The organism is Alteromonas aquimaris (assembly GCF_026183695.1).
GTDB lineage: Bacteria > Pseudomonadota > Gammaproteobacteria > Enterobacterales > Alteromonadaceae > Alteromonas > Alteromonas aquimaris.
Genome location: NZ_JAPFRD010000010.1, coordinates 23,273 through 48,063 on the forward strand (window position 1 = coordinate 23,273; position 24,791 = coordinate 48,063).

Annotated in this window: 22 protein-coding genes; 12 read left to right on the forward strand and 10 right to left on the reverse strand. The window is 43.6% G+C overall.

Annotated elements, in window-relative coordinates; all coding sequences use genetic code 11:
- Positions 1–9 precede the first annotated feature (9 nt).
- On the reverse strand, positions 10–1,443 hold the full coding sequence (ccoN, locus tag OPS25_RS07840; protein ID WP_265617123.1) for a cytochrome-c oxidase, cbb3-type subunit I: 1,434 nt from the start codon (positions 1,441–1,443) through the stop codon (positions 10–12).
- Between the two features lie 228 nt (positions 1,444–1,671).
- Here ccoN and OPS25_RS07845 point away from each other — a divergent pair, with 228 nt between their 5' ends.
- Positions 1,672–2,142 (forward strand): hypothetical protein, encoded by a 471-nt coding sequence (locus tag OPS25_RS07845; RefSeq protein WP_265617124.1) that lies wholly within the window; start codon positions 1,672–1,674, stop codon positions 2,140–2,142.
- On the opposite strand, the gene bfr (OPS25_RS07850) is transcribed toward OPS25_RS07845, so the two are convergent.
- From bfr (OPS25_RS07850) to OPS25_RS07860, 3 genes are all read right to left on the reverse strand, one after another.
- A complete protein-coding gene (gene bfr / locus OPS25_RS07850) occupies positions 2,139–2,606 on the reverse strand; it encodes a bacterioferritin (RefSeq protein ID WP_265617125.1) in 468 nt (155 codons plus the stop codon). The two genes, OPS25_RS07845 and bfr (OPS25_RS07850), sit on opposite strands and share 4 nt — an antisense overlap.
- Positions 2,606–3,082: a bacterioferritin gene (gene bfr / locus OPS25_RS07855; protein ID WP_265617126.1), complete on the reverse strand. Its 477-nt coding sequence runs from the start codon at positions 3,080–3,082 to the stop codon at positions 2,606–2,608. Before bfr (OPS25_RS07855) ends, bfr (OPS25_RS07850) begins: the two co-directional genes overlap by 1 nt.
- A 140-nt stretch (positions 3,083–3,222) precedes the next feature.
- Positions 3,223–4,806 (reverse strand): cation:proton antiporter family protein, encoded by a 1,584-nt coding sequence (locus tag OPS25_RS07860; protein WP_265617127.1) that lies wholly within the window; start codon positions 4,804–4,806, stop codon positions 3,223–3,225.
- A 302-nt stretch (positions 4,807–5,108) separates the two neighbouring features.
- Here OPS25_RS07860 and OPS25_RS07865 point away from each other — a divergent pair, with 302 nt between their 5' ends.
- On the forward strand, positions 5,109–6,755 hold the full coding sequence (locus tag OPS25_RS07865) for an FMN-binding glutamate synthase family protein (protein WP_265617128.1): 1,647 nt from the start codon (positions 5,109–5,111) through the stop codon (positions 6,753–6,755).
- A gap of 10 nt (positions 6,756–6,765) precedes the next feature.
- Here OPS25_RS07865 and OPS25_RS07870 read toward each other — a convergent pair whose 3' ends face one another.
- Positions 6,766–8,004 carry a Zn-dependent hydrolase gene (locus OPS25_RS07870; RefSeq protein ID WP_265617129.1) on the reverse strand — a complete coding sequence of 413 codons (1,239 nt, stop codon included), beginning with the start codon at positions 8,002–8,004 and terminating at the stop codon, positions 6,766–6,768.
- A gap of 143 nt (positions 8,005–8,147) precedes the next feature.
- On the opposite strand from OPS25_RS07870, the gene OPS25_RS07875 reads away from it, so the two are divergent.
- The 5 genes from OPS25_RS07875 (at position 8,148) to OPS25_RS07895 (ending at position 13,716) form a co-directional block, all read left to right on the forward strand.
- Positions 8,148–8,576, forward strand: coding sequence for a hypothetical protein (locus OPS25_RS07875; protein ID WP_265617130.1), 429 nt, complete (start codon positions 8,148–8,150; stop codon positions 8,574–8,576).
- Positions 8,569–9,981 carry a sodium:solute symporter family transporter gene (locus tag OPS25_RS07880; protein WP_265617131.1) on the forward strand — a complete coding sequence of 471 codons (1,413 nt, stop codon included), beginning with the start codon at positions 8,569–8,571 and terminating at the stop codon, positions 9,979–9,981. Before OPS25_RS07875 ends, OPS25_RS07880 begins: the two co-directional genes overlap by 8 nt.
- A gap of 119 nt (positions 9,982–10,100) precedes the next feature.
- Positions 10,101–11,174: an aspartate/ornithine carbamoyltransferase family protein gene (locus tag OPS25_RS07885; RefSeq protein WP_265617132.1), complete on the forward strand. Its 1,074-nt coding sequence runs from the start codon at positions 10,101–10,103 to the stop codon at positions 11,172–11,174.
- A 37-nt stretch (positions 11,175–11,211) separates the two neighbouring features.
- On the forward strand, positions 11,212–13,221 hold the full coding sequence (gene asnB, locus OPS25_RS07890; RefSeq protein ID WP_265617133.1) for an asparagine synthase (glutamine-hydrolyzing): 2,010 nt from the start codon (positions 11,212–11,214) through the stop codon (positions 13,219–13,221).
- Positions 13,222–13,359: 138 nt separating this feature from the next.
- On the forward strand, positions 13,360–13,716 hold the full coding sequence (locus OPS25_RS07895; protein ID WP_265617134.1) for a diacylglycerol kinase: 357 nt from the start codon (positions 13,360–13,362) through the stop codon (positions 13,714–13,716).
- Positions 13,717–13,752: 36 nt separating this feature from the next.
- Here the strand turns inward: OPS25_RS07895 and OPS25_RS07900 are convergent, their stop codons facing one another.
- Positions 13,753–14,109: a hypothetical protein gene (locus OPS25_RS07900; protein WP_265617135.1), complete on the reverse strand. Its 357-nt coding sequence runs from the start codon at positions 14,107–14,109 to the stop codon at positions 13,753–13,755.
- A gap of 245 nt (positions 14,110–14,354) precedes the next feature.
- Between OPS25_RS07900 and egtB the strand changes: the two genes are divergently transcribed.
- From egtB to OPS25_RS07915, 3 genes are all read left to right on the forward strand, one after another.
- Positions 14,355–15,632 (forward strand): ergothioneine biosynthesis protein EgtB, encoded by a 1,278-nt coding sequence (gene egtB, locus OPS25_RS07905; protein ID WP_265617136.1) that lies wholly within the window; start codon positions 14,355–14,357, stop codon positions 15,630–15,632.
- A 24-nt stretch (positions 15,633–15,656) separates the two neighbouring features.
- Entirely contained in the window at positions 15,657–16,631 is a 975-nt protein-coding gene (gene egtD / locus OPS25_RS07910) for an L-histidine N(alpha)-methyltransferase (RefSeq protein ID WP_265617137.1), read from the forward strand.
- A gap of 98 nt (positions 16,632–16,729) precedes the next feature.
- The gene (locus tag OPS25_RS07915) at positions 16,730–17,719 is read left to right on the forward strand and encodes a YihY/virulence factor BrkB family protein (RefSeq protein ID WP_265617138.1); all 990 of its coding nucleotides are present in this window, start codon (positions 16,730–16,732) and stop codon (positions 17,717–17,719) included.
- A 36-nt stretch (positions 17,720–17,755) separates the two neighbouring features.
- On the opposite strand, the gene OPS25_RS07920 is transcribed toward OPS25_RS07915, so the two are convergent.
- From OPS25_RS07920 to OPS25_RS07930, 3 genes are all read right to left on the reverse strand, one after another.
- Positions 17,756–19,474 (reverse strand): InlB B-repeat-containing protein, encoded by a 1,719-nt coding sequence (locus OPS25_RS07920; RefSeq protein WP_265617139.1) that lies wholly within the window; start codon positions 19,472–19,474, stop codon positions 17,756–17,758.
- A gap of 948 nt (positions 19,475–20,422) precedes the next feature.
- On the reverse strand, positions 20,423–20,872 hold the full coding sequence (locus tag OPS25_RS07925; RefSeq protein ID WP_265617140.1) for a cupin domain-containing protein: 450 nt from the start codon (positions 20,870–20,872) through the stop codon (positions 20,423–20,425).
- 208 nt (positions 20,873–21,080) lie between these two features.
- Positions 21,081–21,959 carry a DMT family transporter gene (locus OPS25_RS07930; protein ID WP_265617141.1) on the reverse strand — a complete coding sequence of 293 codons (879 nt, stop codon included), beginning with the start codon at positions 21,957–21,959 and terminating at the stop codon, positions 21,081–21,083.
- A 422-nt stretch (positions 21,960–22,381) separates the two neighbouring features.
- Between OPS25_RS07930 and OPS25_RS07935 the strand changes: the two genes are divergently transcribed.
- Together OPS25_RS07935 and OPS25_RS07940 are read left to right on the forward strand one after the other, a co-directional pair.
- Positions 22,382–23,041: a hypothetical protein gene (locus OPS25_RS07935; protein WP_265617142.1), complete on the forward strand. Its 660-nt coding sequence runs from the start codon at positions 22,382–22,384 to the stop codon at positions 23,039–23,041.
- Between the two features lie 356 nt (positions 23,042–23,397).
- Complete coding sequence (locus tag OPS25_RS07940; protein ID WP_265617143.1) at positions 23,398–23,892, forward strand: hypothetical protein; 495 nt, start codon at positions 23,398–23,400, stop codon at positions 23,890–23,892.
- Positions 23,893–24,416: 524 nt separating this feature from the next.
- Here the strand turns inward: OPS25_RS07940 and OPS25_RS07945 are convergent.
- A complete protein-coding gene (locus tag OPS25_RS07945) occupies positions 24,417–24,707 on the reverse strand; it encodes a GGDEF domain-containing protein (RefSeq protein WP_265617144.1) in 291 nt (96 codons plus the stop codon).
- Positions 24,708–24,791: the final 84 nt, after the last annotated feature.

The following is a 24,791-nucleotide window of genomic DNA, read 5'->3' on the forward strand; positions in this document are numbered from 1 at the left end:
CCTGACTCCTTATGCTGCTTGAGTTGCAGGATCGGGTGCTAATGTCCCTTTAGGGGCACGCACTGTTTTGTAGGTGTTGTAGGCCATGACTAACATGCCTGTCACAACAAAACACCCACCGATGAAGCGTACAATATAGAACGGAATTGAAGCTTCCAATGACTCCACAAAGCTGTAGGTCAATGTTCCATCAGCGTTAACCGCGCGCCACATCAGGCCTTGAAGTACACCGGACATCCACATGGCAACAATATAAAGAACCACGCCTATGGTGGCTAACCAGAAATGAACATTAACCAGACGTGTGCTGTACATTCCTGGCTGACCAAACAGAATCGGGATAAGGTGGTACACAGAACCGATTGAAATCATGGCCACCCAGCCTAATGCGCCTGAATGCACGTGTCCAATGGTCCAGTCGGTGTAGTGAGACAATGCATTAACTGTTTTGATGGCCATCATCGGGCCTTCAAAGGTAGACATTCCGTAAAATGACAGTGAAACAATTAAGAAGCGCAGAACCGGATCAGTTCGTAATTTGTGCCAAGCACCGGACAGCGTCATGATACCGTTAATCATGCCACCCCAGGACGGAACGAATAGAATGATTGACATCACCATGCCAAGCGACTGGGTCCAGTCGGGTAGGGCAGTATAGTGTAAATGGTGAGGACCCGCCCAAATATAAAGGGAAATTAACGCCCAGAAGTGGACAATGGATAAGCGGTATGAGTAAACAGGGCGACCAGCTTGTTTAGGTACAAAATAATACATCATCCCTAAAAACCCTGCTGTTAAGAAGAAGCCTACCGCATTGTGTCCGTACCACCACTGCATCATGGCATCCACTGCGCCCGCGTAAAGCGAATATGATTTGGTAAACGATACCGGAATGGCCATACTGTTACCGATATGCAATACCAGTACGGTGAGCATAAACGCACCAAGAAACCAGTTGGCAACATATATGTGCGATACTTTACGAATAATTAAGGTGCCGAAGAAGTTGATAACATACGCTAGCCAAACCAACCCAATTAAAATATCAATTGGCCATTCCAGCTCAGCATATTCTTTAGAAGAGGTCATGCCGAAAGGAAGCGTACATATTGCCGCTACGATGACCGCTTGCCAGCCCCAAAACGTAAAGGCGGCGAGCTTGTCGCTGAACAAGCGAACCTGACAGGTGCGCTGAACAATATAATATGACGTTGCAAAGAGGGCGCAGCCCCCAAACGCAAAAATAACAGCGTTAGTATGCAAAGGGCGCAGACGCGAAAACGTCAACCATGGAGTATCAAAGTTGAGCACCGGGGCAAATAATTGCGCTGCAATAAACACTCCAATGCCCATACCAACAATACCCCATACAATGGTCATGATGGTAAATTGCCTAACCACTTTATAATTGTAGTTTGGCTGTGCTTGGCTAATTTCACTCATTTTTATGAATCTTCCACTTCAGCAATAAGATGGTTTCCGAATGTAAAGCCTTGTTGTTTGGTGTAAAGTAAACGATGCTTAAAACCTTATGAATAAGCCGCAAAAAAGCATCGCTAACGGACTTTTCGGAACGCGGATGATAAAGTTTTTGCCTCTAAAAAGAAACCTTAAAAGTCATGTGGATACTTTAAAAATTAAAGTGTAACGAGCCATTTACGAAAAAGCCCAATGAAACACCTTAAGTTAACAAAACAATTACAAACAGCCGGGGTGATTGTACTTATTTTGGCAATCACAATTTTCTTTCTCATCCATAAATCGGAGCGTCAGGGAAAAATATTGCACCAACCGCTCTCTAACGGTCTAGGCAATCAGTGCCAATTTGTCAATTCCGAATGCACCATAAAACTTGAAAATCAGATTTTTCAAGTCTCACTGTCGCGCCCGCCTATCGTTGAAGAACGAATAGACATTACTATTGCGTCAACAGAATCATTTGAGCTGGAGGGCGCCGTAATTGAAGGGGTTAATATGTATATGGGAAGACTTCCTGTGGTTTTGTCACCAGCAGAAAAGAATGAATGGAGAGGGTGGTTTATGCTAGGTGCTTGCAGCGAAGCTAAAATGCGCTGGCAAATGATTATTAAAATAAAAGGCCAGCGTCAGCCAGCCCTTATTCTATTTACAACAGAAAGCTAGATTTGCGATTGCAGGTAATTTTCTAAACCAATCCGTTTGATTAAGCCAAGCTGCTTTTCAAGCCAATAAGCATGGTCCATTTCCGTATCATCCAGCAGGGTAACTAACATATCGCGGGTAACGTAGTCTTTTTCGGTTTCGCATACCGCGATAACGTCGCGCAGCTTTTTGTCTACTTCATATTCAACGCGCAAATCACTTTCCAGCATTTCAGGTACATCTTTACCCACTTTAAAACCTGTACGATTTTGCATGTCCGGGGTACCTTCAAGGAAAAGGATACGCTGGATCAACTTGGTAGCATGACCCCGTTCGTCATCAAACTCATGATTGATGCGTTGATAAAGTTTATGAAGTCCCCAATCTTCGTACATTTCTGAATGAACAAAATACTGATCCATCGCTGCTAATTCATACGCAAGTAATTCATTCAACGCGTTTATGATTTGTTTATTGCCCTTCATTATTCGTCTCCCGATACTTGTGCTTGCAGGTAATTTTCAATGCCCATTTTCTCAATTTGATATTCCTGGGTTTCTAACCAGTCTAAATGCGCTTCCTCGTATTCCAGAAGATCTTCAAGTAAATCGCGACTGACATAATCTTGCTGCAACTCACACAGCGCGATAGCATCTTTAAGTTGTGGGATCTGCTCGGACTGAAATTTGATATCACATTTTAGCATTTCTTCTGTTTCTTCACCGATGTACAACTTACCCAGCGCTTGCAAATTAGGAAGACCTTCAAGAAACAAAATACGCTCGATCAACTCATCAGCTTGTTTCATATCTTTGATCGATTTTTTGTAATTCTTTTCATTCAGCACGTTCAGGCCCCAGTTCTTGAACATGCGAGCGTGCAGAAAGTACTGATTTATAGACGTTAATTCACTGGTAAGCACTTCATTTAATTTGGCTACCACCTGTTTGTCGCCTTTCATAACTGTCCTATTTGATGAGAGTAAACGAGAGTATAGTAGTCAAGTCAGCAAAAGTCAAAATATGCTTTAAAAACATATACATACAAACGTTAATGGTTATCAATTAAGCCTTTGTTCCCATTTAAAATATTAAGCTGGAGTTAAGCCAATGCACGTGACTCTTCACCAATGTAAGCAAGACTTTCTTCAGCGAAACCAAGACCTGCTTCTGTAAAGAAGTTAAAGACTTTATCCACGCCATGATTCAACAGGTATTCCACTTCATCTTCGTAACGCGCGATGGCTGCAATTTTTCCTTTATAGCCGGCATTGTTCAGCTGCTTGGTAATATTGAGGATATCTTCAATAGAGGGGAGGGCAAGTAACACCAATTTCACTGAGCTAATATCCAGGTTATCCCACAAATCAATATCTTCCCCATCGCCGCAGATGACATTTAATCCTTCTTCACAAAGCTTTTGGACCTTCGTTCGATCCGAGTCCATCCCCACCACATTTGCATGGACCAATTTATCCAAAGATTGAAATGCACCTGAGCCGACCCGGCCCATACCCACCACCAAAAATCGAGCCTGGTCAATCACAGGATAAATATCTGTATCGAGGCGCTCATCTTTTTCGAAACGCTTTATCACATCCTTGTATTGATGATACTGAGAATGGGATGAGCGATACATGATACTGGTAAATACAAAAGAAAGAGAAACGGCGATCGCGATGATGACCAGCCATTCTGCGGCAAGCAAGTTTAGAGATACCGCCATCGCCCCTACAATTAAGCCAAATTCACTGAAATTACTCAGTACTAAAGTGGTGAGGTAGCTTGTTCTGGCACGTAACTTAAGCAGGGTAAAGAGCCAGAAAAACAGCCCTGCTTTAATTGGAATGAGTAAACAAAGGCCGAATGCCAAGACTAACATGGGTATATCAGGCAGGGCGGTTAATCCGATTGTCAAAAAGAAGCCAATTAAGAACAGATCTTTGAAACTTAACAGCGATTTTGCCATTTCTGTTGCTTTAGGGTGTTGAGCAATGAGCAAACCGGCAACCAAAGCGCCCAAATCCCCTTTTATGTTAACCAGTTCAAATAAGTGGTAGCCGCCCAGCGCTAATACAAAACCGGTCAAAGGTAGCAACTCACCATGCCCTGATTGATTAATCACCCTGCTAATCAGGGGCAGAGCGGGAATAACGCCCAATAAAGCGAGGGCCCAAAGGGAAGGGACTTTGCCCGTGGCCACCACCAAGAATATCACTGCAAACACATCTTGCATTACCAACACGCCTACTGCCAGCCGGCCGTGACGCGTTTTACTTTCACCACTTTCTTCCAACACTTTAATTACACATACGGTACTGCTAAAACTCAGTGCAAAGGCGATTAACGCAGCGCTTTGCCAATCCAGCGCCCCTATATATGCGGTAAGTAAAATACTGATAAAGAAAAGCACCACACCTATAATTGCCGACCATACAAGCGTATGGGCGGCACTGGTAACCCATACTTCCCGTCGGCTTAAATCTTTTATATTCAGCTTCAAGCCGATGGTAAACAGCATGATCGTAATACCGAGATTGGCAATGGCAGTGAGTTCTTCAGAAAGGGTATAACCTGCGAAATTAAGTAAAAAACCGGCTGCGAGGTAACCTACGAGCGGCGGAATACCGATAAGCTTTACTGTTAAACCACATATAAATGCAAACAATAAAAACGTGTATTCCATGGATAAAGACGTTCCGCTGATGATTTAGAAAAGTACTGCAAGAATGCGATAACTTGGCGGTAATGTAAAACCACTTTGTGTCACTTTTATGAATCTTCATACTTTTCGGTTAAAAAGTACGCCAAATTGCACGGGCTGTTCACGAAGCATGCTTATTCTGGTTACGCGTAATGGGTGGTCGCCTCTTCTTTTATCCATTTTCATCATTTTGCCCACACCGTACACAGTCGATTCCGAGTGCAGGTCTGATCTAACTTTTCGCCGAAACCATACTGATTCAAAAGGTTCAACTGGAATTAAATGTGCGATTACGAATTCTCACTTTTCTGATTCTGCTCGTTGTAGTCAACATAGGCGCAGGCTATTTGTGGGCTCCAGCGTGGATACTGCTCTTTTTAACCGGCTTTCTGTTATTAACTGCGGTGTTTGACAGTATTCAAAAAGAACATACCGTATTACGCAACTTTCCTCTTATTGGTCGCGTCAGATGGACTATCGAAGGTCTACGCCCTTATATTCAACAATACTTGATTGAAGACAATACTTCAGGCAAACCGATCAGCAGAATGATGCGATCAATAGTTTATCAGCGTGCTAAAGAAGACCGCGAAACTGTTCCGTTCGGTACCCAGATGGATACCTACCGTGATGGTTACGAGTGGATTGGTCACTCGCTCTCGGCTATGGGACTGGAGGAAATGGAAAAAGATCCGCGTGTGGTCATTGGCGGACCTGACTGCAAACAACCTTATAGCGCCAGTATTTTAAACATTTCGGCGATGAGTTTTGGCAGTTTGAGTAAAAATGCCATATTAGCGTTAAATCGCGGCGCTAAAAAAGGAAACTTTTATCACAATACCGGAGAAGGTGGAATTTCGCCCTACCACTTAAGTGGAGAAGGCGATTTAGTTTGGCAAATTGGCACCGGCTATTTTGGTTGCCGGGCGGAAAATGGCACCTTCAGTGCCGAAAAGTTTAAAGAAAAAGCCACGCTTCCCAACGTGAAAATGATTGAAATCAAATTATCCCAGGGCGCAAAGCCTGGGCATGGGGGCATTTTACCTGCCAATAAAAATACACCTGAGATAGCCAGAATCAGAGGCGTCGAACCTTACACGCAGGTTGACTCACCTGCGCGCCATTCTGCTTTTACGACCCCTTTGGAGCTGCTGCATTTTATACAACAACTCCGTGAGTTGTCGGAAGGAAAGCCTGTTGGAATCAAATTAGCTCTAGGTCGTAAAAGTGAGTTTATCGCCATATGCAAAGCAATGCATCAGTCCGGTATAAAACCCGATTTTATTACCATTGATGGCGGCGAGGGAGGGACAGGCGCAGCCCCGCTGGAGTATACCAATTCTATTGGTTTTCCGTTGCGCGAAGCCCTTGCGTTCGTGGAAGATTGTCTGGTTGGTTTTGATTTGCGCAACGATATCAAGATCATCGCCTCTGGAAAAATTATTACCGCTTTTCATATCGTAAAAAACTTAAGTCTTGGGGCGGATATATGTAACAGTGCTCGAGGGATGATGCTGGCCTTAGGGTGTATCCATTCTTTGTCATGTAATACTAATCAATGCCCCTCTGGGGTCGCAACGCAAGATCCTTTACTGGCCCAAGGTTTGAATGTGGAGGATAAGTACGAACGTGTTTACCAGTTTCATAGACGAACCATGCACGCTCTGATGGATATCTTATCTTCCACCGGCCATCCGTCGGTGGAACAGCTTAATCGTACCCACATTTTCAGGCGTGTCGACCAAGCGAATGTCAAACGTTACGATGAACTTTTTCCCTTGATTCACAAGGGGAGTTTGTTAAGCGACAATGTTCCAAAATCGTATGCTATACATGTGAAAGAAGCCAGTGCCGAATCATTTATGCCCGTTAGCCATTTGGCCGAAGTAGAGGAAGAAACGAAAGCGGTGACGAAACATGGCGAGCACTAACATGGTCAGCCTAGCTAGCAAGAGTAAGCAAAGAGCGCAACAGCAGGTTGGCTCCTTTTTCAATATCCTGCCAGTGGGTCCATTCGTCAGGCGCATGGCTGACACCGCCGATTGAAGGCACAAATATCATGCCTGCGTCTGTGACTTTTGCCATGTGTTGGGCGTCATGACCAGCACCGCTTGGCATCACCTCAAAAGGCAGATCAAGATGCTGCGCTTCGGTTTGAATAAGGTTAATAATGTTGTTGGACATAGGTTGAGGATCCAGCCAACTCATTTGTTCAAATTCAAACATCAGTTTATGTTTTCGGGCAATTGCAGAGAGTACTTTTCGGCAACTGTCCGCTAAAGCGTGCATGATATCAGCATCCACATCACGGCCTACCAAAGTGAACTCCACTTCCCCTGGTACGGTATGCGCGTGACCGGGTTTTAAATCAACTTTACCTACTGTCAGGCGGCTTTTGTCAGAGCCTTCTTCATCGATAATGCGGGGGATCTCGTTAGCAAAATTTGCCAGGCCCATAAAAGCATCACTGCGCATATTCATCGGTGCAGTCCCTGCGTGGTTTGACTTGCCGATTAAACGTACGATCCATTTGAAGACGCCCGAAATCGAAGTCACCACACCGATAGGCTTTTTCAGCGTATCTAAAACAGGGCCTTGTTCGATATGCAGTTCGATAAAGCTTTTGAAATAGTCGGGATCGACACGCGCATCCAACACACTAAGCGGATCTATGCCACTATTTTTTAATGCATCTTCTAACATCACACCATTTACATCATGGGCTTTAAGTATCCACTCTGGTGTAAGCTCGCCAATCAGTGCCTGTACTCCCATCATACCGCCAAAGCGTCCCTCTTCTTCAGCAAATGCAAACACTTCCAGCGGTGTCTTCAGGTTCAATTTATTTTCTTTTATCACCCGCAATACTTCTAATCCCGCTAGCACGCCTAAGGCGCCGTCGAACATACCACCTGAAATAACTGTATCAATATGTGAACCTGTGGCCACCACCTGTTGAACAGATTCATCTGAAATGCGGCCACGTACGTTCCCTGCATGGTCAATTCGCGCGCAAAACCCTTCGATCTCAAATCTATTTATCAGCCATTCTTTGGCGTCGTTATCGGCTTGCGTAAAGCCGAGTCGAGTCACACCTTTGGTTTGAGGGTCGTAACCAATTTCAAATAGTGATAGCAGGTCTTTACGTAGTCTTTCAAGATTAATGGCAGGTAATGACATATTGATCCTATTAGGGAATATGAAGTAACAAAAATACTCGTCACGAAAACTTAACGTTCAACGAATACCTTTGAAGGTAGATTGACTTTGATTCCAGTGCAAATAATTAGTAGGCTAATTTAAAGTGTTGGAAAGGGATACGAATGCAGTCAGACAATCTGTACCTTACTCACAACGTTTTTATCCTTCTGGTAGGGATGTTTGTGTCTGCACCGGCATTAGACGCTGCCGAGCAGCCCCCTGTCTATGCATCAAACGATGGCGTGAAGACAATTTCATGGCAGCCTGACTACGAGACATTTAATCAACTCCTAATCCTTAATACCAATGGTAGTGTGCAGGCTTCCTATCCTGTTATATCAGGCCAAGGGTGGGTGGTCAGTGGATTATCTGATGGCCGCTACACACTGCAGCTTACCAAGCAAAACCAAGAACGTGTGATCGGTACGCTGGAGGTTGAACATTATTCTTTGAAAAGTGCCGTGACATTGTTCGGAATGGGGGCCTTGATGTTCGCCTATTTACTTTACACTTTATTCACACCCCGGAGCACTTTACCAAAGCATGACTGACTTTACTTTGGCATCGTCTGACGCATTGGTGATCTTAATCGTATTTGGGGTCGCCTGGATTTTATGGGGCTGGTACCTGGGTAGAAATAATCGCACCCTCGATGATTATGCACTAGCAGGGAGAAACGTGGGGTTTGCGCTGGCAACAGCCACCGCCATGGCCACCTGGATCACCAGTAATACTACCCTTGTTGCGCCACAGTTAACCTACCAGTTCGGGGTGTGGGGAATGCTTGGCTATAGCATGGCAGCGCTGGGCTTAATTTTGTTTGCACCACTAGCAGCAAAAATAAAACAGCTGCTTCCAAATGGATTTACCAGTGGCGATTTTATTTATCAGCGCTACGGAAAAGCTGCGTGGATGGCATTCATAGTCATATCACTTTGTTACGCTCTGGGCTGGCTGGTTAGCTTAGGCATGGCAGGGGGGTTATTGCTGTCATCCTTAAGTGAATTGGGTTACGTGACGGGCATGAGTGCAATCTTAGTAATCTGCGTGATTTATACGTTGCTGGGGGGGCTGAAGGCGGTTATTGCGACAGATTTCGTGCAGTCAATTGTGATCATAAGCGGAGTAGTTTTCATTGCGTGGGTGTGTATCGACGAAGTAGGCTTCAGTACTATCCACACGAATTTAAGCGCCAGCCAGCCCGAACTTCTCAATTTACTGTTTCCCGCTGCCATCATGTTTTTTTTCAATAATGTTTTTTTTGGTATCGGCGAAATTTTCCATTCGAATGTTTGGTGGTCACGCGCTTTTGCCTTTGCTCCCTCGGTAGGAAAACGATCTTATTTGACTGCCGGTTTACTCTGGCTGCCCATTCCCATTGTAACCGGATTTATCGCCTTGGCTGCGGGCAGTTTACAATTATCTCCACCCAGTGCCGACATGGTGGGGCCCATGGTTGCTGCCGCGCTGTTGGGGAAAATAGGGGCCGTGTTCATTTTTATCGTGGTATTTTCCGCCTTGGCGTCAAGTATGGACTCGTTATTGGCGGCAACATCTGACTTACTCACCCAGGACATTGTTAAACGGGTTTTAATACCAGACGCCTCGCCAAATAGACTATTAAAGGTGAACCGGCTGGTCATTGTCGGGTTGGGGCTTTTAACCTGGTGTGTGGCAGCATTGAAACTTGCAACGTTAGGGGCTTTATTAAATTTCACTGGGGCCTTCGTGGCGTCCACTATCTGGCCTATAGTTTATGGTATTTATCAGCCAAAATTAACCGGAGGCTTTGCGGCAGGGGCAATGATAGCAGGAACTGTAGCAGGCTTGATTGGCTATTTTATGATTGGGTTTTACGTAGCGGCAATTATCTCGTGTGCATTGTCGCTACTAATATGCCAGATAGGTATACGGCATAGCCAGACGTTCTTCACGTGGCATAGTCTGAAGGAGTAATGCATGTATTTATCAGAAATTATGCTTACTGTTTTAGTTTATGCTTGTTTGATCACTAGTTGTATAAGTCCGTTACTGCTTTTGTACTGGCTTATCAAGGATATAAAGGGTAAATCGATATGGTAAAAGCCGACTTAGAAGCGGTGGTTAAGTTTAACCGGGAGCGTCCAGATGTGTACGGTAACGCGCATCCGAAAAACTTGCTGCGGGCAATCCAGGAAGACGGCGATCATTTAAGTAGACTAAGCAGCAGGCATATTTATTCCATCGATCAGTTTGAGCCTGAATCTTTGTTCCAGCTGTTTCGTCTGGCGGCAAAGTATGAGGCGAATCCCGATCGATTCGGCACCTCGTTGCAAGGCAAAATACTTATATCTGCATTTTATGAACCAAGTACGCGTACTCGATTATCATTTGAAAGCGCCTGGCATCGACTCGGTGGCGATATTATGTCGATTACTGACCGTTCTACTACCGGTATTGCTAAAGGGGAAAGTCTTGCTGATGTAGGCGAAATGTTTAACAACTATGGCGACTGCGTAGTTTTGCGAGATACAAATGCAAATTCGGTGCGCGAGATGATGAGTGCGCTTCGCATCCCCATTATTAATGCGGGCAATGGCACCGACGAGCATCCTACCCAGGCAATGGCAGACCTCTATACCATTTTTAAATGGAAGCCGTCATTGATCACCTCGATGGGGGAGGAAAAGATCAATCTGTGTGTGGTGGGATTACCTTCTAAAATGCGTACAGTACGCAGTTTACTTAAATTAGTGGCGCTATTCCCCCAGTGCTTTAATCAGGTCACTATTGTCAATGATCAGACACGCGAAGACATGTTTGATGAGGGGCAGGCCACTCAGTTAACTGAGGCAGGAATAAACTTGCACACCTGTGATTGTCTTGACGATGTGTTACCTGAGGCTGATGTGGTGTATATAAACGCGATCGCGTGGGAAGGTAACTCGTTTAATCAATACGGGAAGCAATTTCACATTACCAGTGCATCCCCCCTTAAGAAAAATGCGATTATTTTACACCCACTGGCACGTGGAGCGGAACTTTGCAGTAGCTTGGATAACACCGACCACAACTGGTATTTTGCGCAGGCCAGAGGAGCCGTATTTTTACGTCAAGCATTATTAACCTGCCTTGTTCAACGCGCTGAACGCGTGCTGGATATCGTTTAGTTTATTTTTACTTTTCACGAAGGAGAATCAAGCAACTATGTGTGGCATTGCTGGAATTTTTACTGCATCCAAAGAGCAGGTTATAGACTCACAAACGCTGGTGAATATGGCGGCAATAATGCATCATCGCGGCCCTGATAGCTATGGCTATTGCAACCCCGCCGATATGGGCATAGGGATGAGTCATGCGCGTCTCTCCATAATCGACCTCGATGAAAACCGCGGCAGGCAACCATTTTGGTTACACGGTGGGCAAACGATGTGTGTTCACAATGGCGAATTTTATGATTACCAGCGATTGCGCACCGATTTGCTTGCCCGAGGAAAACCCTTCACCAGCAAAAGTGACTCTGAAGTATTGCCCGCGTTATACGAATGTTTTGGTATGGATGAAACACTGGCCAAACTACGCGGCGAGTTTGCATTTGCCTTATATGATGAGCATGAAGATTGTTTATATTTGGTGAGAGATCGTTTTGGGATCAAGCCTCTTTATTGGACACAAACGGAAGATTCGCTTGTATTTGGCTCCGAAGTGAAAGTGATATTGGCTCACCCGGATGTTCAAGCTGAACTCGATTCAGAAGGGCTTTTTCATCAGTTAATTCAGGTTATGGTGCCTGGCACTACCGCATTCAAAGGCATCCAGCAGGTAGAGCCCGGGCATATGTTAAAAGTGACACGAAGCAAAGGTAAGCTGCAAATTGAGACGAGCAAATATTGGGACGTGGAGTTTCCCGCTATAGGCGAACGAGAAGCGCATCCAGATGAATATTATATTGAAGGCGTACGTAGAGAATTGCTCGATGCAGTGCAGTTGCGGTTAAACGCAGATGTGCCTGTAGGCTGTTATCTTTCCGGAGGAATTGACTCGTGTGCCATCCTGGGGCTGGCCTCAGGCTACGCTCAGTATCCTCTCAAAGCCTTCACTATAAGCTTTGATAATGTCGATTATGACGAAGCAGAAATAGCCACCGAAATGGCCGAGTCAGTGGAAGCTGATCAGGAAATTCTTAAGCTCAACGCTGAATTGCTCTACAACAACTTTGCCCGAACGATATGGCACACCGAACGTACCATCTATAACACGTTAGCCGTGGCTAAATTGATGATGAGTCAACAGGTTCGCCACGTGAATTATAAAGTAGTACTAACCGGAGAAGGGTCTGATGAATTATTCGCCGGCTACCCCGCATTTCGCAAAGACATGTTTTTACATGGAATGGAAGGACTGGATGCTGACCAGGCGAAAGAATGGCGCAAATCGTTAGAAACCTCTAATGAATTATTTAAAGGGGCGATGCTACCCAAAGACGAATACACGTCTGAGTATTTGGACAAGGTTATCGGTTTTACCCCCAGCTGCCTGCAGCCCTGGCTGGGCTGTTCTGAGCATGCAAGGAAACTTATTCATCCAGCACATCGGGAGAATATTCAAAATTATGAGCCAGGCGCCGCCATTGCAAAAAAATTAGATCCGTCTCTGTTAGCTAATAGGCATCCATTGGATAAAGCCCAATATGTTTGGATCAAGACCATGTTGGAAGGTCAAATTTTGACGTGGGGTGGGGATCGGGTAGATATGGCCAATTCGATGGAAGCGCGGCCGCCTTTTCTTGATCACAAGCTGGCAGAATTTGCGGTAACCATTCCCCCACAGATGCGTATTAAAGGCAGTAAAGAGAAATACGTGCTACGTGAAGCAATGAAAGGGGTACTCCCCCAAACCTTATACGAACGCGAAAAATTTGCTTTCATGGCCCCACCGGCCCACACAGATATAGCAAAATGGAAGAAACTAAAGAGCCTGCTGGAAGAATATGCAAACCGGGAGAAAGTGGAGGCAGCGGGTTTGTTAGATGCTGATTATCTGGAATCGTTGATTGCCAAACAGGAATCAGATGACACGCCTGTTTCAGATAAAGTGCAGATTGATGCCATTCTCAATCATGCGTTGGGCGTAATGTTGTTGCATCATTATTTCGTAGCCAGAGACGTTCCCAAATATGCCTACGATCAAGCACAATCTTTGGGATGGGTAGTTTAAAATGATTTTTGGGGCCGGGTATTCGGCCTCCGCTGGGTCAGTATTCCATCACGGAGAGTTGACCCGTTGTTATAGCAAAGATTAAAGTAAGAGACGCTCAATTCACTAAACAACACGAAAGCGGTTCACTTTAATCTTATGACTTCAAAGCATACTGGTTTTCCACGATTATACTTTGCCACGATTTTTTCGTTAAAGGGTTTAAAAGCCGCATTTCAGAGCGAGTCTGCGTTTCGCCAGGAGCTGGCCGCGATGGTTATTCTTATACCAATCGCCTGTTATGTCGATATCAGCTTAGTCGAACGATTAATGTTGATCATGAGCTTGTTTATTGTACTGATTACAGAACTGCTTAACAGTGCAGTGGAAGCATTAGCGGACAGAGTCAGCAGCGAAATTCATGTGTTAATAGCGAAAGCGAAAGACATCGGCTCAGCGGCCGTATTTGTGAGCTTGATTTTGGCCGCTATTGTATGGGGCTCCATCTTGTTATAAGTGTGAGCTTGGCTATGTTGGCCCCAGCGCTGTGGGCTAAAACGATGCCACTTTTTCACCTTCGGGCAGTTTGGCATTTAACATATCCGCAACGGAACTGGAAATAAGTTTAAAGTGTGAGTTGTGCACACGAGTTTCTACTGGCTCTTCAAAACTGATATGAGTAAAAACCATATCTTCACCACTTGACGTGACTTTAACTGAAAGTTGCTTATCTTTGCCTACCACCGGAATTTCTATACACAAAGGTTCATTATGTGTTTCAACATAATCTAACGCATCTCGACTCGAACTAAAAGCCGGCTTTTTTTCAGGGTGCAATTTCCAGTTGCTAGTTTGCTCCATTACCGCAATCAGGGTTTTGGCATGCTGTTCAGATATTTTAGCGGACATGTAAACTCCTTCGCTTTTATCAAATGCGAATTCATACGCACAGTAACCACGAACGGTTCGAGTGGCGTCTTTAAATTAGTCTAAAATAAACATTCCATGCAGGATTAATTTGCAAGTTCTCGATATTGCACCATCCTTAGAAGACGTGCGTGTCGGTTAGCAGTGACGGCGTTTCACAGGGTACAAAAAGTAATGACCTGAAGTTGTGATACTAAAAACAAACTTAGAATTAAGACAACATTAGCATGAACGAAACCCTTTCTTCATCTGGAGAGACTGTTAAGCAAACCCTTACCAAGCGCTATCAACGGGTAAGGGAGATGACTTTGTGGCTGTGTAAGCCATTATTAATTGAAGATTACGGCTTACAAGCTGAAGCAGCTGTCTCACCACCGAAATGGCATTTGGCGCATACCACATGGTTTTTCGAAACCTTCGTACTGAAAAAGTACGATACTAAATATAGCGTCTATCACCCTGAATTTGAGTTTCTTTTTAATTCTTATTATCAAGGAGTCGGCCCTCAATATTTAAGGCCAAACAGAGGGTTATTGTCTCGCCCCACGCTGGAGCAGGTTGAAGAGTACCGCCAGATAGTGGATGAAAGTATGCTTCGTTTATTGGAAAACTGTGACGCGTCTGAGATCAGTGCGCTAGTGGAACTGGGCATTAATCATGAGCAACAACATCAGGAACTGCTGCTTACCGATATTAAATACAGTTTTTCGTTCAATCCCCTGTTTCCAGTTTATGCAGACTTTCCTCTAGCTTCAAAGTATGAATCAGTGCCTTCGTTAAGATGGCAGGCATTTGAACAATCGCTTTTTAGGCAGGGATTCTCTGGCCAGGGCTTCCACTTTGATAACGAAACGCCTGCTCATGAGGTGGTAGTCCAGCCCTTTCAAATGGCTAACCGGTTAATCACCAATCAGGAGTTTTTGCTGTTCATAGAAGATGGGGGCTATAGCAACCCACTTCTGTGGTTATCCGATGGTTGGCAAGTAGTGCAACAGTATAACTGGTCAGCACCCCTTTATTGGAGGTGTATCGATGGTCAATGGTTTGAATATACCCTGCACGGACTTTCTGCCCTTATTGATGAACTGCCTGTAACACATGTCAGTTACTATGAAGCAGATGCTTTCGCCAGGTGGGCAGGGAAAATGCTGCCAACTGAGGCTCAGTGGGAATTCGCTCAATTTACTGTAAAGAACAGACAGCATCATTTACTTCTCCATACCGCTGAACCTGTCTTTCACCCGCAGGCAGCAAACTTATCTGACTCACTATCCCAACTGCTCGGAAGTTGTTGGGAATGGACGCATTCGGCGTATTTACCTTATCCAGGTTATCGCCCCTTACCTGGCGCAGTAGGGGAGTACAACGGTAAATTTATGTGTAATCAGATGGTATTGAAAGGAGGCTCGTGTGTCACCCCAAGGGATCACATTCGCACGAGTTACCGCAACTTTTTTTATCCTAAAGATCGATGGCAATTTAGTGGTATCCGCCTCGTCGAATAACATGTTACCTAATGTGAGAAGCCTATGAAATCACAAGCAATGCTACCCGAGCCCACTATTGAGTTTTACGATCTGCATCCTTCGATGGGCGATATCCGCGCCGACGTCATTGCCGCCTTATCCTCATCTCCCAAAGTATTATCACCTAAATATTTTTACGATCAGAGAGGATCGCAACTGTTTGACCAGATATGTGAGTTACCCGAATACTATGTCACTCGCACAGAGATTGGATTACTTGAACAACATGGAGAAGAAATTGCAGGATTGATCGGAAAAAATGCAATCTTATTAGAATTAGGCAGTGGTAGCAGCATTAAAATACGTACATTACTAAATGCTTTAAAACCAAAGGCTTATGTAGCGTTAGATATTTCAAAAGAGCATTTAATTAATGCAGCAACCCTTTTAGCTGAAGATTTTGATTGGCTCGATGTCCACGCGGTTTGTGTAGATTTCTCCACGCCATGGCAGCTTCCCATCCCACTTGAGGGAAAACGCACCGCGTTTTTTCCCGGTTCCAGCATTGGCAATTTCACGCCTGATGAAGCGGCGCGTATTCTAACGCAACTTGGCCATTTAATAGGTAAAGGCGGTGATTTACTCATCGGTATTGATTTAAAAAAAGATGTGTCCACGTTGGAATCTGCTTACAACGATGCGCAAGGTATTACGGCGGCATTTAATAAAAATTTGCTAAGCCGTTTGAATCGCGAACTCGATGCTAATTTTGATTTAGGAGCGTTTCATCACGAATCGATTTGGAACGATGCTGAAAGCCGAATTGAAATGCATTTGTTTAGTGACACTGAGCAAATTGTGAGTGTCGATGGAGAATTATTTCGCTTCAGGGCAGGGGAGTCTATCCATACAGAAAATTCCTACAAATACACAGTAACGGACTTTTCGGATTTGGCTGCTAGTGCAGGCTTTAAATCGGTCAAGGTATGGCTGGATGATAACCAGTTATTTAGTATTCATCTGCTCAGGTTTAGGTAAACAGCGCGAAAAGTTAATTCCAACACGATTTTTGAAGCTTTTTAAATATAAGTACCGTAACGACTTGATATCAACAGATTTTAACAGTGGAAAGTATTATGAGTACAAAGTCAGGTAGTAATGCTAATTCAGCGGCCGAGTTTTCACCTAAGGCGTGGTGGCGGATAGGTAAGCGAACATACCAAAAGATGCAGGAAGATAATTTATCTTTGATTGCTGCCGGAGTCGGTTTTTACTTTCTATTAGCCATATTTCCTTTTCTGGCGGGCTTGATCTCACTTTATGGGCTGGTCGTTACCCCCGATCAACTCGATCAGCATATGACCTATTTAATAAATTTTGTTCCCCAACAAAGTAGGTATATTCTTGAAGAACAGTTATCTCATCTGATCGCAAACTCATCTCAGGCATTAGGGACCGGCGCCGTGGTAAGCTTCATTCTTACAATATGGAGCAGCAGTAAGGGAGCCAATGCACTAATTACCGCGTGCAACATTACTTATTCTGAAAGTGAAGGGCGCAGTTTTATTGGCTCTATCATTGCGAGAATGGTGTTGACGGTTGCCATTATTATTGCAGTGATTGTCGCGCTCATCTGTATTACGGTTTTACCAAAGTTGATCACTATTATTTCCGGGTACTCGTTATCAAGCCAGGGCGCAAACTGGATCACCTGGCCTATTTTACTAATACTATTTAATACTGGGTTGGCAGCCTTATACCGTTATAGCCCACATAGAGCTAACCCCAAATGGCGCTGGGTCACTCCTGGTTCGGTAGTCGCGACCGTTTTTTGGATTATCTTTTCTTTTGCTTTCTCATATTACCTACGGGAATTCGCGTCTTATAACAAAACGTACGGATCGGTAGGTGGCATAATTATTTTACTAATGTGGTTTTATCTAAGCGCGTACATCATTCTGTTAGGGGCAGAATTGAATGCAGCGATGGAATACCAAACAGAAAAAGACAGCACTACGGGAAAACCTGCACCAAAAGGAGAGCGGGGGGCCTATGTTGCCGATCATTCACCCACCGATAAAGAAGTTCCCCCTACCGAGGATACCAAAATACATAATGCTCAGTAATTAAAAAGGGGCGCTTTAGTCGCCCCTTTACCGTTTTTATGGATGGTCATCATCGTAAACAAGATTGGGATAGGTGTTGACGAGTACATCTAGTTCACTTTCCGCTGCAGCCGTAAACTCGTTTTGTAATAAGTCAATTGTTGCCAGCGTATTACTGATACTGGAAAGTCCATTAGGTACCGCGGTTAAGTTATTGTTGGATAAAAGCAACGTAGAAAGCCCTGAATTGTTAGACACATCTATCGCATTTAGTAGGTTATCCTTAATACTTAGGTAGTTCAGCTGTGTGTTAGTGGCTACATCGATAGCCGTTAACCCGTTGCCGTCAAGAGTTAGCGTAGTAAGTGCAGCATTGGCACTGACGTCAACGTTGGTAAAGCTGTTGTCTTTCAGATTAAGTACCGTAAGTGCGGTATTTGCCGATGTATCAAGCGCAGAAAAATTATTGTCAGGCAAATCAAGCGTGGTTAACGCCGTATTACTTCGCAAATCGATGTTGTTTAGCCTATTTCCAGAAAGTTTGAGTTCGACCAATTTAAGATTATTTGATACATCAACCGTAGCGCCTGCATCACCGAGATTGTTGGTACTGGCACTTAAACTTCTCAAATCCGTGTTATTGGATACATCCAAACTGCTTAGATTATTCCCCGATAAATAGAGTGTTTTAAGTGACGTATTGGTAGATAAATCTATCTCTGACAGGTTGTTGGCACCCGCGTGGAGAAAGGTGAGGGCAGTATGAGGCGTAATATCCAAGACACTTAAATTGTTGTTTGAGACGGATAAATCGATAAGGTTTTCGTTACGCGTAAGCTCAATTTCAGCTAAATTGTTGTAGCTTAAATTAAGTACTTCAAGGCGAATATTTGAAGCTAAATCAATACTGGGTAGTTGGTTTTCATAGGCTTTTAAACTTTTCAGAGTATGCACGCGCGAAACATTGAGAGAGGTGAGGGCGTTTGACCACGCATTGACACTTTGCAACCGACGGTTATTCGATAAGTCTAAGGAGGTTAACGAATTCGATTCAATATTTAGTTCTACTAGTGATGAAAACGCGGCAATTCCGGTTACATCCTCTATTTGTCTACCTGAACAGTTTATGACTGTTACATCCTGCGCGTAAGTTTCTTCAATCGTTTCCTCCAGGCACAGTTTAAATCTGAAATCAGCCACGGCCTCAATCGCTGCTGCAGTGGTAAGTTTATCTTCACAGGTCACGATGACATTAGAGATATCTTCTACAGCCTTTTGTTCGCCGTTTTCAATAGTGCAGTTTTGACTGTCAGGTTGAGATGTAATTGTAATTTTAAAATCGGAATACTGGTTAACAGCGAACTCAAATTCGCCGTCTTCGGTAAGCTTTTCTGTTTTGCTATCTAGCTTTAACGCAATTTCACCGTCTAATCCAGTAACCGTTCCGGAAACCCTAATTTGAACAGGGTCAAATCGAGCTGTTACTGTGCAGGCACTTCTTATCGGACCCGTTGTAAATTGGGAACCATCCAGAGTGCCACCACAACCATTAACACTTTTAATTAAAAAGCCGTCCTCAGGCGTGACGGTAAAGGTAGTGGATGCGCCGGTAAGAACGTTAGCTGTGCCTGGAGAAATTGTACCGCCTTCTGATGCGGTGGCCGTGACTGTAAAGTTTGTGGGTTCTGGCTCAGGTTCAGGTGCATCAGAACCGCCGCCTCCGCACGCTGTGAGTAAAAGAGAAGATGGTATTAAAAAGAGTAGATTGCGTTCCATGAACATAAGGCTCCAAGTTATTAGAGTAATAGCTTACTAACGATGGTTACTCATCTTGAATAATTCTGGATTACATTTATTTGTGTATAGCGTATCTGCAACCACAGTGAAGAAATAACAGATAGCAGAGTTAGAAGATGAACGTTATCAGCAATACGACAGCCAGATAACTGACCGCCACGAAATAATTAATATCAGCCATTAACTTCCTAAGTTCAATAACCACCAAAAAAAGGCCAATGGATAACCATAAGTCAGGTGTTGCAAGTAGAGCGATCCAATCAAACTTCTCAGTGCGGTTAGGACGTGAAACTGCCAAACATCACGAGAGGTAGAGATACTCTTATACTAATTTTACAACGCCCATCAGTCAGGATACTTTAATAAAATAGTCTATTTAACATAATATACATTATGCGCAATTAACTATAAGGTAGATGAGGCCGCTCTTGTGGCCGATTGCAATACTATATAGCCCCGACATTTGCACACAGTTCGTCATCAGACGGTTCCAGCTCTATTTAAACCGTTGGCGTTGGATGTTTTTTGACTTTTAAATACCGTTTATGAATTTCAGAGGAATTCGTACATAGCTCTGCTATATAGAATCTTAACTTGTGGCGTGTGCTATGGTTGACTGACCCTTTCAGTCATTACTGAGGTTCTTATAAAGTTTTGTCGTGCACAATCTCAAACCGAATCGGCAGTTGTCTTCTAGATAAATCTCAATAGACCCTGATTCTAATTTGTAAGTCTCGTGAAGTGAAATCCGAGCCTTCAACAATGAATGCGTTTATATTTAAATACGCGTCCTGTATTCGAATATGCCACTTCTGGCTTCATTCCGTATCGAATAAACCTTTCGTCTATTGCTCGCCTTTACGTGGTTAGACTTCGCTTTCTGCTATGTATCATCATCACCGTTCCTTTATAAGCTTGCCTAAAATGCTATTTCTCGGTGGCAGTAAAAATTGGCATGGCGTCCAATGGTGCTACGAATCCTATATATAAAACACATTGCTCACCTTTATGACAATATGCTGAATGAGGTAATTTAGCTGGTCCATATACATATTCGCCAGCGTTTACGGTTAGTTTTTCGTGATTGTCATATTTCACTTCTAACGTACCTGCCACCAATACCATCCTCTCCTGAGATGTATGTAAATGACGAGGTATTTTAAAATCGCCAGGAACTTTAAAGTAAATGTCTAAATTAGGTGCAGTCGGTTTCCCACGTAGTATGGAGATTTCACATCCTTCTGGTATAAAATCAGGACAAGGCATCCATTCGAGTGCTTTATTTTCATGAGCGATAACTAATGGCTTTTCGCTAGCATTAACGTATCCACAGAGGAATAAGATAGCTAAGGTTAAGTTTAATGAAATATTTCGCATTTTATATATATCTCTTTTTTGGCGGACAAACTGAATTTTAATTTTTACAAAGTCTGACTAATAAGAGTGTCAAATGCAGAGGGACAATTTTATCTGAATTGGGCATGACTGTGTGTTTACTGATTTTAGTGCAGTATGCTGTTTTCGCCAATTTTAAACTACGGATGTCTTTCAAAAATTCTTCAAAAATTTTCAGAAGTAGCAGTTTTCATTTTTGTTGTGACCCTGAATTTATATTGAGATACGTAGCGGTTAATAGGATCAGTAAAATTCCTGTTAGCTGTACAATGGTCAATTCTTCTTTAAAGATAACCACACTAAATATGGTTGCGATAATAGGTTCAATCATCGCAATTATTGAGGCATTAAGAGGCTTGGTATTCTTGAGACCTGAAAAGTATAAAATAAACGACAATCCACCACCGATCACGCCTAGCAAGATGAAAAGGTGTAACGATGAAGCGCTCCAGACTGACTGCAAATTCTGGGCATCCACCATGAACCAAAGTATGCCTATCAATATACCAAAAGCGATGAGTAAAATGGGAGTTGCTGAGCCTGATTGCGACGCGTATTTGAAGCCGAATATAAAGATGGCGTATGATACGCCGGCCGCTAAGCCGGCTGACAGTCCTATAATACTGAATTTACTAGCATCAAGTTGGTAACTCTGGGTGAGCAAAACGATTCCAGCTATTATCAGTAGCAGAGCAAACCATTTTCCCAGTGTGCTTCGTTCAATGCCAATAGCTATTGAGATTACAAAGACAAAAACGGGAGCGCAGTACATTAATGTGGCAGCTATTGCGACATTAGTTTCAGCAATGCTAATAAAATAAAAGGTGAAATTTCCAGCTACACCTAAGCCTGCAATGAAGGAGCCCACTAATACTTTTCGGTCTAACCAAGTATGGCCAGTTGGATTAAAAAACAAACAAAACAGGATCAAGGCAAAACCGATGGCTCCTCGGTAGAATGCTATTAGATAAGGATCCCATCCTTCACTCAATAGGATTGAGCTGATGCCCCCCGATATCCCCCACCCTATGGCGGCTAAAAGAACGAAGAGTACTCCTTTAAACCTCATATGTATCACCGGCAGTGCTTGGTAAGAAGGTAAGTGATGTGTATGTATAAGCACTGCTGCTCTGTCAGATCATTTTGACTCACCAGTAATTCTAACCTTCAGAATAGGATCTGGACGCGCGTGGTATTAGTATACAAGCTGAGGATTGGGCTTAATTTGCAATTTATTGGGTGGCTATATCTTTGACGAGCCCTATCGTTTATTTTGCTGGCGCAACCTGCGCTTGTTTCTGCCTGCATGATGGCTTAGATAGGTCGAGTCTTTATTTATCTATTTATGAGTTTCCCCTCCCCTTTTCTAAAAGCCTATGCACACTCTTATCACTGGGGAATAGAAGGATATGGAAGCGATCTAATTATCCACATGGCTAATATAAAGCTGTAATCGCATATAAAATTTTTCTTTTGAAAGAGGATTTATTTATGATGGGTTTAGGAACAAAGAGTTTAGTGGCATATCAACTTTTCAGAATGCTTAAACAAAAAACGCGTAAAGTGGAACAAGCGGTTGCCTCAGAGCCGCTATCGGTTGCCACTCAGCCCCCCTCTTTAACGGCTTTGACGGCCACGGCCTATTCTGTTTCAAAGTTAACGAAGTACGAGCAACTACAACGTTTTCTGTTTAAGGCGACGATCAGCACAGCAATAGCAGGTTTGATTAGTTCAAGTATTCAAGCACTTACAAACCGAAAGCGGGATGACGATGATCGTGTTATTGATGCCGCCAATGAAGTGGTAGACGGCCCGGCCGACAATGCAGCCGCTATCGCTGCGGTAAGTGGGACTATTCCTAACGCCTCAGGCCCATTATTAGCTGCATCAGCTGCTGGTTATGCAGCGTCAGCAATACTGGATAAGTCAAAAAAACGTAGAGGCTCCAGCCGGCTGTCAAAAGTATTAATCGGCGGATGTATTGGCTTTGCTGCTGCTCATCTTGTGAAAAAACTAGAGTCTCCCGTGAGTCAACAGCTTGATAATCGCCCCCAAGAAGATGTTGATGACTTTAACCCGGACAAACCCTATATACCCAAAAAGATGGAACCGATATTAGATAGCTGGGGAGGTCCTTCTCAAGGTCATTAGTCTTAGCCAGCACTGGGGCAACGCGCCCCATCTTATCGGCAAGGGGCGATCGGTAAGTGAGGTCGTAGCAACTTCAACCCTTTTGTTTACAATTGTGTTTAAGGATCTGTTTCCTCGCTGTTCGAAACCATTCTAGCAAAGTGTGTGTATATTTTGCTTTTTTGCTGAGCAAAAAATTTACATTTAAGACGATGTTTTTCCACCATTTTTACAATAGTCTGAGTACGTATAACTTTGTTGCACGGCAGATACCATCCGCGAACTCTTCTTGATTGTTTTTTGCCCACCCACGCTTATAATGCGCGCCACATTTCCTGAGTTGTTCACTTTTTATTCTTAATTGTTGAGGTTTTACCATGAAAGCTATTTTAGCGGTTGCGTTACTTGCGGGTTCTTCACTTTCTTTTAGTTCATTGGCAAGTGAAAAAGTTAACTTATTTCTTAAAGATAAGTCGTTAGAGTCTCGCGTTTGCTTAACTGCAGCTGCCCAAGGTTTAGACGCCGCGGCACAGATAATCAGTGAATCGGGTAAGTCGTTTAAACGTTTTACTAGACACCTTGAATGTAATGGTTTGTCAGTTACTGCTTTTGCAGATCGTTATAGTGGTGCGACCGTTATTGCACAACATGCATTCAACGCTGCACCAGCGAAAAAAAGCGTAGTGTTAGTAGCTAGAAATAACAAAGAATCAAAAGTGTGTGCGGATGCTGCGGTTGTCGGCGTTAAGCGCGCTGCCGATACACATGGCATGAATGCAATTCAGGCAAGAAATATCGTATGTAACGATGCGCCAATTTCTAAATTCGTAAACGAATTTAAAAAGAAAGACGTTCAGGTTAGTGCTGAATAAATAAAGATTGCTAAAGCCAGCGTGTGCGAAGGAACGCGCTGGCCTATATAAAGAGTTATTCAAATCAAATTCAGCCCATCTACTTCCACATAGAAACTGCAAATTAACAAGATCCCCCTCCTGTCCACTTCCCCTAAACTGAGACAGATTTAATTGGAGTTTTCTGTAATGATTAATGCAGGAGACGACAATGAAAAAATCACGCTTTACTGAATCACAGATCATCGCAATTCTTAAAAAAATTCACGAGTTCATATAAGACACCCACCTAAAACAAACGGAACTGAACGAAAAATAATTGCCGTGTAACGAGTTTCTTCACAACGAGTGATTGTGAACATAACGCTATTACATCTGTTATTGGAAAACGCTGGTTAGTGGGTAGCTCGATTTTTTGATAGCGGAGACAGATTCCGGCGGCGTTCCGCCTGTACAGATAATTTGAAGTTTCTGAAGCGAAAGTGGCAATTTGATTTTTCTCGAAATATCATTGTTTAATCAACAAATACACGCCATAGATCTGGTTAGATCTTAACTTTAGAACGTCGATAGTGTAGTTCTTGCTGTGTGGCTGCTTTTACTTGATTTCGTCCTGCCGCTTTAACCTTATATAGCGCCTCGTCAGCTACGTTTATCATGGTTTCTAAATCATCTTCAAGTAATGGGGCCTGGCCAAATTTACCGGCTACCGTACCGCATACTCCAAAACTGGCAGTAAACTTAATAGGTCCTGCCGCACTTACTACCACAGATTTTTCGATTTTTTCGCGAAGCCTTTCTGCGTGTTGAACAGCCTGTGATTCAGAAGTCTCCATTCTTTCTCATGGACATCCACCTTTTGAAGTTTACCCTCTACATGAATGTTGAGAATCCTTTTGCTGGCACCAACACTCCGTTGT

Bases quoted from the DNA above. Each gene is read 5' to 3' on its own strand.
- ccoN (WP_265617123.1), bottom strand. From the start codon at position 1,443: ATGAGTGAAATTAGCCAAGCACAGCCAAACTACAATTATAAAGTGGTT.
- OPS25_RS07845 (WP_265617124.1), top strand. From the start codon at position 1,672: ATGAAACACCTTAAGTTAACAAAACAATTACAAACAGCCGGGGTGATT.
- bfr (WP_265617125.1), bottom strand. From the start codon at position 2,606: ATGAAGGGCAATAAACAAATCATAAACGCGTTGAATGAATTACTTGCG.
- bfr (WP_265617126.1), bottom strand. From the start codon at position 3,082: ATGAAAGGCGACAAACAGGTGGTAGCCAAATTAAATGAAGTGCTTACC.
- OPS25_RS07860 (WP_265617127.1), bottom strand. From the start codon at position 4,806: ATGGAATACACGTTTTTATTGTTTGCATTTATATGTGGTTTAACAGTA.
- OPS25_RS07870 (WP_265617129.1), bottom strand. From the start codon at position 8,004: ATGTCATTACCTGCCATTAATCTTGAAAGACTACGTAAAGACCTGCTA.
- OPS25_RS07875 (WP_265617130.1), top strand. From the start codon at position 8,148: ATGCAGTCAGACAATCTGTACCTTACTCACAACGTTTTTATCCTTCTG.
- OPS25_RS07880 (WP_265617131.1), top strand. From the start codon at position 8,569: ATGACTGACTTTACTTTGGCATCGTCTGACGCATTGGTGATCTTAATC.
- OPS25_RS07885 (WP_265617132.1), top strand. From the start codon at position 10,101: ATGGTAAAAGCCGACTTAGAAGCGGTGGTTAAGTTTAACCGGGAGCGT.
- asnB (WP_265617133.1), top strand. From the start codon at position 11,212: ATGTGTGGCATTGCTGGAATTTTTACTGCATCCAAAGAGCAGGTTATA.
- OPS25_RS07895 (WP_265617134.1), top strand. From the start codon at position 13,360: ATGACTTCAAAGCATACTGGTTTTCCACGATTATACTTTGCCACGATT.
- OPS25_RS07900 (WP_265617135.1), bottom strand. From the start codon at position 14,109: ATGTCCGCTAAAATATCTGAACAGCATGCCAAAACCCTGATTGCGGTA.
- egtB (WP_265617136.1), top strand. From the start codon at position 14,355: ATGAACGAAACCCTTTCTTCATCTGGAGAGACTGTTAAGCAAACCCTT.
- egtD (WP_265617137.1), top strand. From the start codon at position 15,657: ATGAAATCACAAGCAATGCTACCCGAGCCCACTATTGAGTTTTACGAT.
- OPS25_RS07915 (WP_265617138.1), top strand. From the start codon at position 16,730: ATGAGTACAAAGTCAGGTAGTAATGCTAATTCAGCGGCCGAGTTTTCA.
- OPS25_RS07920 (WP_265617139.1), bottom strand. From the start codon at position 19,474: ATGGAACGCAATCTACTCTTTTTAATACCATCTTCTCTTTTACTCACA.
- OPS25_RS07925 (WP_265617140.1), bottom strand. From the start codon at position 20,872: ATGCGAAATATTTCATTAAACTTAACCTTAGCTATCTTATTCCTCTGT.
- OPS25_RS07930 (WP_265617141.1), bottom strand. From the start codon at position 21,959: ATGAGGTTTAAAGGAGTACTCTTCGTTCTTTTAGCCGCCATAGGGTGG.
- OPS25_RS07935 (WP_265617142.1), top strand. From the start codon at position 22,382: ATGATGGGTTTAGGAACAAAGAGTTTAGTGGCATATCAACTTTTCAGA.
- OPS25_RS07940 (WP_265617143.1), top strand. From the start codon at position 23,398: ATGAAAGCTATTTTAGCGGTTGCGTTACTTGCGGGTTCTTCACTTTCT.
- OPS25_RS07945 (WP_265617144.1), bottom strand. From the start codon at position 24,707: ATGGAGACTTCTGAATCACAGGCTGTTCAACACGCAGAAAGGCTTCGC.